The sequence below is a fragment of the Actinosynnema sp. NPDC050801 genome (assembly GCF_040673975.1).
In the GTDB taxonomy this organism is placed as follows: domain Bacteria; phylum Actinomycetota; class Actinomycetes; order Mycobacteriales; family Pseudonocardiaceae; genus Actinosynnema.
On sequence record NZ_JBFAQZ010000038.1, the window covers coordinates 35,809 to 47,351 of the forward strand.

Annotated in this window: 12 protein-coding genes; 6 read left to right on the forward strand and 6 right to left on the reverse strand. The window is 70.7% G+C overall.

Going from position 1 to position 11,543, the window contains the following annotated elements; genetic code table 11:
• Nucleotides 1–11 precede the first annotated feature (11 nt).
• On the forward strand, nucleotides 12–1,103 hold the full coding sequence (locus AB0K14_RS39450; protein ID WP_360463649.1) for a Vms1/Ankzf1 family peptidyl-tRNA hydrolase: 1,092 nt from the start codon (nucleotides 12–14) through the stop codon (nucleotides 1,101–1,103).
• Between the two features lie 66 nt (nucleotides 1,104–1,169).
• On the opposite strand, the gene AB0K14_RS39455 is transcribed toward AB0K14_RS39450, so the two are convergent.
• From AB0K14_RS39455 to AB0K14_RS39470, 4 genes are all read right to left on the reverse strand, one after another.
• Nucleotides 1,170–2,018, reverse strand: a complete 849-nt coding sequence (locus tag AB0K14_RS39455; RefSeq protein WP_360463652.1) for an amino acid ABC transporter permease — start codon at nucleotides 2,016–2,018, stop codon at nucleotides 1,170–1,172.
• Nucleotides 2,015–2,689, reverse strand: coding sequence for an amino acid ABC transporter permease (locus AB0K14_RS39460; RefSeq protein ID WP_360463655.1), 675 nt, complete (start codon nucleotides 2,687–2,689; stop codon nucleotides 2,015–2,017). The genes AB0K14_RS39455 and AB0K14_RS39460 overlap by 4 nt, the downstream gene beginning before the upstream one ends.
• A gap of 70 nt (nucleotides 2,690–2,759) precedes the next feature.
• Complete coding sequence (locus AB0K14_RS39465) at nucleotides 2,760–3,647, reverse strand: glutamate ABC transporter substrate-binding protein (protein WP_360463658.1); 888 nt, start codon at nucleotides 3,645–3,647, stop codon at nucleotides 2,760–2,762.
• A 62-nt stretch (nucleotides 3,648–3,709) separates the two neighbouring features.
• On the reverse strand, nucleotides 3,710–4,438 hold the full coding sequence (locus AB0K14_RS39470) for an amino acid ABC transporter ATP-binding protein (protein ID WP_198932576.1): 729 nt from the start codon (nucleotides 4,436–4,438) through the stop codon (nucleotides 3,710–3,712).
• 161 nt (nucleotides 4,439–4,599) lie between these two features.
• Here AB0K14_RS39470 and AB0K14_RS39475 point away from each other — a divergent pair, with 161 nt between their 5' ends.
• Nucleotides 4,600–5,271 carry a response regulator transcription factor gene (locus tag AB0K14_RS39475; protein WP_073886595.1) on the forward strand — a complete coding sequence of 224 codons (672 nt, stop codon included), beginning with the start codon at nucleotides 4,600–4,602 and terminating at the stop codon, nucleotides 5,269–5,271.
• Nucleotides 5,272–6,651: a HAMP domain-containing sensor histidine kinase gene (locus AB0K14_RS39480; protein ID WP_360463661.1), complete on the forward strand. Its 1,380-nt coding sequence runs from the start codon at nucleotides 5,272–5,274 to the stop codon at nucleotides 6,649–6,651.
• A gap of 5 nt (nucleotides 6,652–6,656) precedes the next feature.
• Here the strand turns inward: AB0K14_RS39480 and AB0K14_RS39485 are convergent, their stop codons facing one another.
• A complete protein-coding gene (locus tag AB0K14_RS39485) occupies nucleotides 6,657–7,580 on the reverse strand; it encodes a beta-propeller fold lactonase family protein (RefSeq protein WP_360463664.1) in 924 nt (307 codons plus the stop codon).
• 263 nt (nucleotides 7,581–7,843) lie between these two features.
• Nucleotides 7,844–8,794 carry a TAXI family TRAP transporter solute-binding subunit gene (locus AB0K14_RS39490; RefSeq protein WP_360463667.1) on the reverse strand — a complete coding sequence of 317 codons (951 nt, stop codon included), beginning with the start codon at nucleotides 8,792–8,794 and terminating at the stop codon, nucleotides 7,844–7,846.
• 57 nt (nucleotides 8,795–8,851) lie between these two features.
• On the opposite strand from AB0K14_RS39490, the gene miaB reads away from it, so the two are divergent.
• The 3 genes from miaB to AB0K14_RS39505 are packed head-to-tail and all read left to right on the forward strand — an operon-like array spanning nucleotide 8,852 to nucleotide 11,321.
• The gene (gene miaB, locus AB0K14_RS39495) at nucleotides 8,852–10,321 is read left to right on the forward strand and encodes a tRNA (N6-isopentenyl adenosine(37)-C2)-methylthiotransferase MiaB (protein WP_360463670.1); all 1,470 of its coding nucleotides are present in this window, start codon (nucleotides 8,852–8,854) and stop codon (nucleotides 10,319–10,321) included.
• On the forward strand, nucleotides 10,318–10,794 hold the full coding sequence (locus AB0K14_RS39500; protein WP_360463673.1) for a hypothetical protein: 477 nt from the start codon (nucleotides 10,318–10,320) through the stop codon (nucleotides 10,792–10,794). Before miaB ends, AB0K14_RS39500 begins: the two co-directional genes overlap by 4 nt.
• Nucleotides 10,755–11,321: a GNAT family N-acetyltransferase gene (locus AB0K14_RS39505; RefSeq protein WP_364340433.1), complete on the forward strand. Its 567-nt coding sequence runs from the start codon at nucleotides 10,755–10,757 to the stop codon at nucleotides 11,319–11,321. Before AB0K14_RS39500 ends, AB0K14_RS39505 begins: the two co-directional genes overlap by 40 nt.
• Nucleotides 11,322–11,543 lie beyond the last annotated feature (222 nt).

The window sequence follows — 11,543 nt, forward strand, 5'->3', positions numbered from 1 at the left end:
GGCCCATGGACATGTCTTCGTTGGGAGAGCTGGTCCGGCAACGCGGCCCGTTCGCGTCGGTCTACCTGGACGTCTCGCACGACACCGAGGACGCGGCCAAGGCCATGGAGCTGCGCTGGCGCGGTGCGCGCGAGGAGTTGGCCGGGCAGGGCGCGGACGACGCGACGCTGGACGCGATGCAGGAAGCGGCGCTGACGCCGGTGCCGGGCAAGTCCGGTCGGGCGCTGATCGCGGCGCACGGCAGGCTGCTGCTGGACCGGGTGCTGCCGCGCCCGCCGGGCCGCGAGGTCGTGCGCTGGTCGGACCTGCCGCACCTGCTGCCGCTGGCCACCTGGACCGAACCCACCGTGCCGCACGTGATCGTGCTGGTCGACCGGGCGGGCGCGGACCTGCACGGGTACGACGGGCGCGGGGAGCGGAGCGGTGAGGTGCACGACGAGGTGCACGGTGACCGGCACCCGTTGCACAAGGTCCCCGGCGGCGGCTGGTCGCACCGGCGGCTCCAGCAGGCCGTGGAGGAGACGACCAGGCGCAACGCGGCGCTGGTGGCCGCTGAAGCCCACCGGCTGGTGACGGACCTGGACGCCCGGCTGCTGGTCCTGGGCGGCGAGGTGCAGGCGCGCACCGAGGTGCGCGAGGAGCTGAGCCCGCGCTGCCGGGACGTGCTGATCGAGGTCGAGGGCGCGACCCTGGCCGAGGGCGGGGACGACGCCGCGTTCGACGACGCCGTGCGCTCGCTCGTGGCCCAGTACCAGTTCGACCTGGACAACGACGTGGTGGAGGAGTTCACCGCCGAGGCGGGCCGCCCGCACGGCCGCGCGGTGCAGGGCCTCGCCCCCGTGGTGGAGGCGCTGCGCGAGGCGAAGGTGGCCGCGCTGCTGGTGTCCGACCCGGCGCTGGGCGACCGCACCGTCTGGTCCGGCGACGACCCGGCGCAGCTCGCGCTGAAGGAGAACGAACTGCGCGGCCTGGGCGTCGAGCACATCGGCGAGCACCGCGCCGACGAGGCCCTGGGCACCGCCGCCGCGGCGACCGGCGCGCAGGTGGTCGTCACCGAGGCCACCGGCCTGAGCGAGGGCGTCGGCGCGCTGTTGCGCTACTGACGACCGCTACTGACGACAAGGGGTCTCCGCCGTGCCACGAGCACGGCGGAGACCCCTCGACCACGATCAGACGGCCGCCGCGACGACGTCCTCGGCCGGGTTCCTCTCCAGCTCGATGACCTTCTTGTCGCGCCGGTTGCGCTTCTCCAGGTACGTCGCCAGCCACGTCAGCAGCAGGCACATCGCGATGTACATCGCGGCCACCACGATCGTGACGGGCACGAGCGGCCGGCCGAACTCGAAGATGCTGCCGATGAACCGGGCGTAGCGCAGCAGCTCCTCGTAGGTGATGAGGAAGCCCAGCGCGGTGTCCTTGAGCAGCACGACGAGCTGGCTGATGATCGCCGGCAGCATCGCCCGCACCGCCTGCGGCAGCAGCACGTAGTTCATCACCTGGGTCTTGCGCATGCCCACCGCGTAGGCGGCCTCGCTCTGCCCGCGGGGCAGGGACAGCACGCCGGCGCGGAACACCTCGGCCAGCACCGAGCCGTTGTAGAGCGTCAGGCCGAGCACCACCGAGTAGAACGGGGCGCCCAACGACAGGCCGTAGTGGAACACGAAGATCAGCACGACCAGCGGCACGGCCCGGAACAGCTCGACGACCAGCATCGACGGCACGCGGATGACCTTGTGGTCCGACATCTGGCCCGCGGCGAAGACCGCCCCGAACAGCAGCGCCAGCACCGCACCCGCGCCGAACGCCTTGAGCGTGTTCAGCAGCGCGTCGAGCAGGTCGGTCTGCACCTTCTCGTACTGGATCCAGGTCCACTTCTGGCCGTCGAACTGGCCGCTCTGGGCGAACCGGAGGACCACGAAGCCGATCGCCGCGACCAGGAGGGTGACGCCGAGGACCGCGTAGAGGCGGTGGCGCAGCCGGGCCCGGGGCCCGGGGACGTCGAACAGGACCGAGCTCATCGGGCGATGCTCCACCGCTTCTCAAGGCTGCGTTGCAGCAGGGTCATGGGGATCACCAGCACCACGAAGAACGCCGCGACCCAGAGCAGGCCGATCAACTGGCTCTCGCCGCGCTCGGAGAGGTTGGCGCTGATGGAACCCGCCTGGAACACCGAGAAGCCCGCCGCGATGGTGGTGTTCTTCAGCAGGGCGATCATCGTGCTCATCATCGGCGGCACGACCGCGCGGGTGGCCTGCGGCAGCACCACGGAACCCAGCATCTGGCCGAACGTCAGCCCCAGCGCGCGGGACGCCTCCGCCTGGCCCACCGGCACCGTGTTGATGCCCGACCGCACGACCTCGCACACGAACGCGGCCGTGTAGAGGATCAGCGCGGCGAGCGCGGCGGTGAAGTAGTAGCCGGACGCGGAGCCGCCGAACGTGTCCGCGTCCACGATCTTGAGCAGCGGGAACGCGAAGGCGAAGAAGAAGAACACCAACGTGAGCGGGGTGTTGCGGACGATCGTCACGTAGGCGGTGCCGATGACCCGCATCACGGGGACCGGCGCGACCCGCAGCATCGCCAGGATCGTCCCCAACACCAGCGACCCGACCGCGGCGATCAGGAACAGCTCGACGGTGTTGAGGAACCCGGGCCCGTACAGGTCGAGGTTGTCGAGCAGGACGTCCATCGGCTTCCTCGGCTAGGTGGGTGTGGTGCGGCCGGCCGCCGGAAGAACCGACGACCGGCCGCGGACGTGATCAGTAGCGGTCGAGCACGGGCTTGTCGGTCGTGGAGCCCGACTTGCCCAGGGTGACGTCGTAGGCCGTCTGCCAGTCGCCGCCGTCGAGGGCCGCCTGCAGGATGTCGTTGATCTTGTCGCGCAGCGCCTTGTCGTCCTTGGGCAGGCCGATGCCGTACGGCTCGTTCGAGAACGTCTGGCCGACGACCTTCAGCGTGGTGGGCGACTGCGAGGCGTAGCCCTTCAGGATCGCGTCGTCGGTGGTGACGGCGTCGACCGCGCCCTGCTCCAGCTGCTCGACGCACTGCGAGTAGTTCTGCAGCTCGACGATGTTCTCCGGCTCGGTCAGGCCCTCGGACTTGACCTTCTGGATCGGCGTGGAGCCGGTCACCGAGCAGACCTTCTTGCCCTTGAGCGCGTCCTTGCCGGTGATCGAGTTGTCGTCCTTCTTCACCAGCAGGTCCTGGCCCGCGGTGAAGTACGGGCCGGCGAACGCGACCTGCTCCTTGCGCTTGGCGTTGATCGTGTACGTGCCGACGTAGTAGTCCACGTCACCGTTGATCAGCGCCTGCTCGCGACCGGCCGACGGGATGGCCTTGTACTCGATCTTGTCGTCGCCGTAGCCGAGCTTGGCCGCGACGAGCTTCGCGATCTCGATGTCGAAGCCGGTGAACTTGCCGCTGGTCGGGTCCTTGTAACCCAGGCCGGGCTGGTCCTCCTTGACCCCGATGATCACCTTGCCGCGGGCCTTGATCTTGTCGAACGTCGGCGAGCCGTCGACCTTCACGTCTGCGGCGACCTGCTGCGAGGGGGCGGAGCCGGTCTCGCCGGGGCCACCCTCCTTGCCGCACGCGGTCAGGGCGAGGCCGCCGGCCAGCAGCGCCACCGCAAGGGTGCGAACCCTCATCGTCGTTCTCCTGCTCTTCTTCGGTAGAGCGGCGCCAGGCTCAGCGCCGCGGTCGTGGGACTTCAGTGGGTCAGGATCTTGCCAAGGAAGTCCTTCGCGCGGTTGGACTTCGGCGCGGAGAAGAACGCCTCCGGCGTCGAGTCCTCGACGACCTCGCCGTCGGACATGAAGATCACGCGGTCCGCGGCCTTGCGGGCGAAGCCCATCTCGTGGGTGACCACGAGCATGGTCATGCCCTCCTTGGCCAGCGTCGTCATCACGTCCAGCACCTCCTGGACCATCTCGGGGTCCAGCGCGGAGGTCGGCTCGTCGAACAGCATCACCTTGGGCCGCATCGCCAGGGCGCGGGCGATCGCCGCGCGCTGCTGCTGCCCGCCCGAGAGCTGGGCGGGGTACTTCTCCGCCTGGTTCGCGATGCCGACCCGCTCCAGCAGCTCCATGGCCGTCTTGCGGGCCTGGGCCGCCGGGGTCTTGCGGACCTTCACCGGCGCGAGCATCACGTTGTCGACGATGCTCTTGTGGGCGAACAGGTTGAACGACTGGAAGACCATGCCGACGTCGGCGCGCAGCCGGGCCAGCTCCTTGCCCTCGGCGGGCAGCGGCTGGCCGTCCACCTCGATCACGCCGGACTCGATGGGCTCAAGCCGGTTGATCGTGCGGCACAGCGTGGACTTGCCCGAGCCCGACGGCCCGAGCACCACGACGACCTGCCCCTTCGGCACCTCCAGCGTCACGTCCTTGAGCACGTGCAGAGGTCCGAAGAACTTGTCCACGCCCGCCATCCGGATCATCGGCGGAGCAGGAGTGGCGGCGGTCATCAGTCCTCCAGTAGGGGTTCCTGAGCGATGGCGGAAACCTAGGTGTGCATGCCCACACCAGTCCAGGCGGTTGAGCAAGACTTAGGGTCTCAACTCTGTCACAGGGTGGCGACACTTATCGGGGAGGCTCCACGGTGCGGGTGCTGTTGGTCGAGGACGACGACCGCGTGGCAGAAGCGCTGGTACCGGCGCTGACCCGGCGCGGTTTCACGGTAGACCGGCAGGCTACCGGTCGGGGGACGCTCGATCGGTTGACCGGGGTCGACGTGGTGCTGCTCGACCTGGGTTTGCCCGATGTGGACGGTGTCACGCTCTGCCGCCACATCCGTGCGGCGAGTGACGTGGCCATCATCGTGGTGTCGGCCCGCGGCGAGATCGACGACCGGATCCTCGGGCTGCACGCCGGCGCGGACGACTACCTGGTCAAGCCCTACGACGTGGGTGAGCTCGTGGCCCGGGTGCACGCGGTGCGGCGGCGGCGCGGCGACCCCGTCGGCGTCGGCGGCACCGGGACCGAGGTCTTCGAGGTCGCCGACGTGCGGGTCGACCTCGGTCGGCACGAGGTCACCGTGGCGGGCGAACCCGTGGCGTTGTCGCGCAAGGAGTTCCAGGTCCTGGCCCTGGTGGTGGCGGCGGGTGGCGCGGTGTGCACCCGGGAGCGCATCCTGGCCGAGGTGTGGGGACGCACCTGGGCGGGGGCCAACCGGACCCTGGACGTGCACGTGGCGACGTTGCGGACCAAGCTCGGGCGTCCTTCGTTGTTGGAGACGGTGCGCGGTGTCGGGTACCGGTTGAGCGGGGGCTGAGTGCGGTCGCGGCTGCTGGGCATCGTGTTGACGCTGGTCGTGCTCGTGCTGCTGGGCATGGGCGTCCCGCTGGGGCGCGGCGTGGCCCAGACCGAGCAGCAGGAGATGTTCCTGGACCGGCTCACCGACACCACGCGGTTCGCGTCCGTGGCGCAGCGGCCGTTCATCGACGACCAGCCGGAGGTGCTGGAGGCCGAGCTGCGCCGGTACCACGAGCTGTACGGCATCCGGGTGGCGCTGCTCGGCCAGGACGGGCAGGTGGTGGCGGCCTCCGCCGACGGCGTGGACGTGTCCTCCCCCGAGGTGGCCGACCTGGTGCGCGGCGCGTTGGCCGGTCGCCAGCCGGTCGCGCCGGAGCTGGTCATGCCGTGGGAGTCGACCGAGCTGGTGCTGGCCGAGCCGGTGCTGGAGGCGGGCGAGGTGCGGGGCGCGGTGGTGACGTTCTCGCCGACGTGGAAGACCCGGACCGAGGTCCTGCTGTGGTGGTCGGTGCTGCTCGCGTCGAGCCTGCTGGTGCTCGCGATCGGCGTGTTCGTGGCGTTGCCGCTGGTCCGGTGGACGTTGCGGCCCGTGCGGCGGTTGGACGACGCCACCGGGCGGCTGCTGGCGGCGGTCGTGTCCGGGCAGCCCGTGCAGCCGGTCGGCTCGTCCGACGGGCCGCCGGAGCTGCGGCAGCTGTCGCGGTCGTTCGACCAGATGGCGGCCAACGTGGGCGACGCGCTGGCGGCCCAACGCGCGTTCGTCGCCGATGCCTCCCACCAGCTGCGCAACCCGCTGACGGCGTTGAAGCTGCGTCTGTCCAATCTGGAAGACCACGTGGTCGGCGAGGGCGTCACGCACCAGGCGGCGGCGTTGGAGGAGGCCAACCGGCTCAACCGGATCCTGGACGAGCTGCTGTCCATGGCACGGGCGGGCGCGCCGTCGGTCGACCCCGTGCCGGTGGACGTGGACCGGGCGGTGGCCGGCCGCCTGTCGGCCTGGCAGCCGGCCGCCGCGGCCCGCGAGGTGCACCTGGTGCTCGACGGCGAGCCCGGCGGCACGGCCCTCGTGCCGCCGCGCGGCGTGGAGACCGTGCTGGACGCGCTGCTGGACAACGCGCTGAAGTTCACCTCCGACGGCACGCTGGTGCGCGTCGACGTCCGCCGCCGCGACGGCGTGGTCCGGCTGACCGTGCAGGACGAGGGGCCCGGCCTCGCACCGGACGAGCTGGACCGCGCCACGGACCGGTTCTGGCGCAGCCCGGCGCACCAGAACGTGCAGGGCTCCGGCCTCGGCCTGGCGCTCGTGCGGCAGATCGTGGAACGGGTGGACGGCGAGGTCCGGCTGGAGTCGCCCGAGGAGGGCGGCCTCAGGGTCGTGGTCGAGTTCCCGGCCGCCTGAACCGGTCAGGACGTGACGGCCACGCCCTCGGGCTGCTTGCCCACCGGGAACGGGTCGGCGGGCTTGCCGCTCTTGGCGTCGATGACGGACACGGTGCCGGAGCCGGTGTTGGTCACGTAGACGAAGCTGTCGTCGGGCGCCGCCCCGGAGCCCTCGGGCATCCGCTGCACCTTGACCACCTCGATGGGCTTGCCGCTCGGCCCGAGGATGCTGATCGTGCCGGACCCGGTGTTGGCGACGTGCACCCGGCCGCCGGGGGTGACCGAGACGCCGAGGGGCGCGGACCCGACCGGGGTGGTCTCGACGGGGCGGTTGCTGCCCGGGTCGATGACGGTGACCGTGTCGCTGCCCGTGTTGGCCACGTACAGCCGCTTGCCGTCGAGGGAGATCGCGATGCCCGACGGGAAGACGCCGACCGGGATGGTGGCGATCGGCGCGTTCGTCGACGTGTCGATGACCGTGACGCTGTCGCCGCCGTTGTTGGTCACGTAGACCCGCGAGCCGTCGGGACTGGCCACGGCGCTGTGCGGGAACCTCCCGACCGGGATGGTCGCCACGGGCGCGTTCGTCGCGACGTCGATGACCGTGACGTCGTCGGAGCCGAAGTTCGTCACGTAGGCGTGGCCGGGTGTGGCCGCGACGCCGAAGGGGTTGGCCCCGACGGGCACGGTGGCGATCACCGCGAGGGCCCGGGGGTCGATCACGGAGACGGTGTTCGACGACTCGTTGGTGACGTAGACCCGGTGACCGAACGGGTGCGCGCCGACGCCTGCCGGGTAATCGCCCACCCCGATGGTGGCCGTCACTTTACCCAGGCGGGTGTCGTACACGGTGACGTTGTCGGAACCGCTGTTGGCCACGAATACCTGGATCCGGGTCGGCCACCGCGGCGAGGCGTCGAAACCGGTGCCCGCCAATACGGCGAGCAACGCGATACCCACCCTTATCCGAGGGAATCGACCCGGTCGGGTGATGGAAGAAGAAAACGCTGCGTAAAAGCGCGCGCGTACCGACTCAACGGACATGAGCTCCCCGTATCGGTTCTCGGACCTCGCGCGGACCGTCGCTGTGCCGCGCCGCTTATCACGCTAACGGCCTAGCGCCGGACAGGTCGCCCGGAACAAGCCCTTGACCCCGACTTGGGCGAGTGGCCACGCGGGAGGTTTCCACCGTCGGGCTGACGAAGCGCGGGTTAAACCTTGACGTCGCGGTAATAGCGCATCGCGCCGGGATGCAATTCGATCGGTGTCGTCTCGATCGCCGACCTCACCTCGATCGACCTGGCCACCGGGCTCGCCGCGACCAGTTCCGGCTGAGCCTGGAACAGGCCTCTGACCAGGGCTTCGGCCACGTCGTCCGACATCGTGTCGTTGACCAGGAGGAAGTTGCGCACGACCAGCGTGACGACCGGGCCGCCCCCGACCTGCTCGTAGGCCGAGGCGGGCAGCGTCGCCGACCCGTACACGGGGAAGTCCTCCCGCAGCTCCGGCAGCACGTCGCCCAGGTCGAGCATCCGCAGCTTCACCGTGGTGGCCAGCGTGGTGACCGCGTCCGTCGGCACGCCACCGGACCAGAAGAACGCGTCCAGCGCGCCGTCGCGCATCGCGTTCGCACTGGTCGGCAGGTCCATGTACTGCACCTTCAGGTCGGCCTCCGGCGAGATCTTCGCCGCCGCCAGCAGCCGTTGGGCGATCAGCCACACCCCGGAGTCGCGGGCGCCCACGCTCACCCGCAGGCCCTTCAGGTCGGCCAGCTTGGTCGCGGGCAGGTCGTCCCGCACGATCAGCTGGAGGTAGTCGTCGTGCATCCGCGCCAACGCGTACAGCTTGTGCGCCGCGTCGCCCTTCTGCTTCTCCTCCGCTGCGTCGGCCGCCGAGAACCCGACCTGCGCCTGGTTGGCCCGCAGCCGGTCGAGGTTGTCCACCGAGCCCGCCGTGTTCGCCACCTGCGGGCGGGGGATGCCCGGGTCCCGGGTCCACGCGTCGGCCAGCGCCATGCTCAACTTGTGGTAGACGCCGCCGGGGCTGCCTGCCGCCATGGTGAGCTTCACCTGGTCCAGGTCGTCACCGCACGCGGTCAACGACAGGGTGGCCAGGGCCAATGCGGCCCCGACCGCGTGCAACCGCAGCAGCGTTCCCGACACCTGCGCATCGTCGCACGTCCACGCTCTACGCTGGACCCGACGGAAGGACTAGGTGCAGTGACTCGCAGTTACCAGATCCGCACGTTCGGCTGCCAGATGAACGTGCACGACTCCGAGCGCCTGGCCGGCATGTTGGAGGACGCGGGCTACACGCCCGCGACGGGCGACGCCACGCCGGACGTCGTCGTGTTCAACACCTGTGCCGTGCGCGAGAACGCCGACAACAAGCTCTACGGCACGCTCGGCCACCTCGCGCCCGCCAAGTCCGCGAACCCCGACATGCAGATCGCCGTCGGCGGCTGCCTCGCGCAGAAGGACCAGGGCGAGATCGTCAAACGCGCCCCCTGGGTCGACGTGGTCTTCGGCACGCACAACATCGGCTCGCTGCCGGTGCTGCTGGAACGCGCCCGGCACAACCGCGAGGCCCAGGTCGAGATCCTGGACTCGCTGGAGACCTTCCCCTCGACGCTGCCCGCGCGCCGCGACTCGGCCTACTCCGGCTGGGTGTCGGTGTCCGTCGGCTGCAACAACACGTGCACGTTCTGCATCGTCCCGTCGCTGCGCGGCAAGGAGAAGGACCGCCGCCCCGGCGAGGTGCTGGCCGAGGTGCAGGCGCTGGTCGACGAGGGCGTCCTGGAGGTCACCCTCCTGGGTCAGAACGTCAACTCCTACGGCGTGGAGTTCGGCGACCGCTTCGCGTTCGGCAAGCTGCTGCGCGCCACCGGCGGCATCGAGGGCCTCGAACGGGTCCGGTTCACCTCGCCCCACCCGAAGGACTTCACCGACGACGTCATCGCCGCCATGGCCGAGACGCCCGCCGTGTGCCACTCCCTGCACATGCCGCTGCAGTCGGGCTCGGACCGCGTGCTCAAGGAGATGCGCCGCTCGTACCGGACCACCAAGTACCTGTCCATCCTGGACAACGTGCGCGCGGCCATGCCGGACGCCGCCATCACCACCGACATCATCGTCGGGTTCCCCGGCGAGACCGAAGCGGACTTCCAGGCCACCTTGGACGTCGTCCGCGAGGCCCGCTTCACCTCCGCGTTCACGTTCCAGTACTCCAAGCGCCCCGGCACACCCGCCGCGGACCTGCCCGACCAGCTGCCCAAGCAGGTCGTGCAGGAGCGCTACGACCGCCTGGTCACGCTCGTCAACGACATCGCCCACGAACTCAACCGCGAGCAGGTCGGGCGCCGGGTCGAGCTGCTGGTCGCCTCCGGCGAGGGCCGCAAGGACGCCGAGACCCACCGGATGACCGGCCGTGCCCGCGACGGCCGCCTGGTGCACTTCACGCCCGGTGACGCCCGGGTGCGCCCCGGCGACGTCGTGGAGACCGTGGTGACCTACGGCGCGCCGCACAACCTGATCGCCGACGGCCCGCTGCTCTCGCACCGCCGGACCAAGGCGGGCGACCGGTCCGAAGCGGGGCTGAAGCCGAAGACCCCCGGCGTGACGCTGGGCCTGCCGTCCTTCGGCAAGCCCGCCCCCCAGCCCGCGGCCGTCGGCGGGTGCGCGGTCGGATGAGCCAGAACGACCCGGACGACCTGGCCGGCCTGCGCGAGGAGATCGACGGGGTCGGCCGTTCCGCCGCCAAGCGCTTCGACCCCGGCGCCGGCGCCCTGACGATCGCCATCGCCGCCCTGGCGATCCTCGTGTCGCTGATCCTGCCCTGGGTGGACGGGATCCAGGGCTTGAGCATCGTGTCCGGCGAGGGCCCCGGACTCCCCCGAGTCTTCGCCTACATGGCGATAGTCGTGGGCGTCCTGCTCCCAGCGCTGACCCTCACCGTCCGCCGCTGGGCGTTGGCCTGGACCTGCGCACTGGCCTCGTTCGCCGCCTCGGTGGCAGGCGTGCTGTCGATCTGGACCACCCAGACCACCACGGGCCACCACCCCGGCCCCGGTCCGGGCCTGGGCCTGATCCTGGCCGTCATAGCCGTCGTGGTGATGCTGGTGAAGTGGCTGAAACTGGCCGCCTCCCGCCCGCCGATGCAGTGACCGACGACAACGCGCGCCTACGCACCAACCGGCTGACCTTGCGGCCACCGACAGCAGGCGACGTACAGGCCGTGTACGAGATCCACCACGACCCGTCGGCCTGCGCCCACAACCCCTCGGACGCGCTGACCACCCCCGACGAGGCCGCTCGCCTGCTCGACCGGTGGCTCGGACACTGGCACGCCTCCGGCTTCGGCTACTGGGTGGTCCGCCGCCACGACGACCCGACCGTGCTCGGCTTCTGCGGCATCAAGTCGGTCCACCTGGACGACCACCCCGCCCTGAACCTGTTCTACCGGTTCGCCCCGGCGGCCTGGGGCCAGGGCATCGCCTCAGAAGCAGCCCACGCAGTGGTGGCCTGGGCTCGCGAACACCTGCCGGACCTCCCCGTGATAGCCAGGGTGCGCCCGGCGAACACCGCGTCACAACACGTCGCGACCAAAGCCGGCCTGACCCGCACCGAACACCTGGACCGCAACGGCGAAGACGGCCCCGACCTGTTCTTCACCACCACCTGGCCCCACTAACCCCCGCAGCCCCACCCGACACACCCGCCCCCAAGGCCCTCCCCCACAAGGACCTCAACGGACCCGCCGCCGACCCACCGAGGCCCGATTTGACATGGGTTCGGGTGCCTTAGGCTGGACAAAGCCGGGCAGGCACGGCGGGGACGCTTTTTCCCCGCCGTGCCTGCCCGGCCGTTGCGCGGCCGGGGGGCCCGGACTGGGCGCCGGGCGAATAGTGCCGGG

Coding starts and splice junctions, on each gene's coding strand:
- AB0K14_RS39455 (WP_360463652.1), bottom strand. CDS start 2,018: ATGAGCTCGGTCCTGTTCGACGTCCCCGGGCCCCGGGCCCGGCTGCGC.
- AB0K14_RS39470 (WP_198932576.1), bottom strand. CDS start 4,438: ATGATCCGGATGGCGGGCGTGGACAAGTTCTTCGGACCTCTGCACGTG.
- AB0K14_RS39465 (WP_360463658.1), bottom strand. CDS start 3,647: ATGAGGGTTCGCACCCTTGCGGTGGCGCTGCTGGCCGGCGGCCTCGCC.
- AB0K14_RS39450 (WP_360463649.1), top strand. CDS start 12: ATGTCTTCGTTGGGAGAGCTGGTCCGGCAACGCGGCCCGTTCGCGTCG.
- AB0K14_RS39460 (WP_360463655.1), bottom strand. CDS start 2,689: ATGGACGTCCTGCTCGACAACCTCGACCTGTACGGGCCCGGGTTCCTC.
- AB0K14_RS39500 (WP_360463673.1), top strand. CDS start 10,318: ATGAGCCAGAACGACCCGGACGACCTGGCCGGCCTGCGCGAGGAGATC.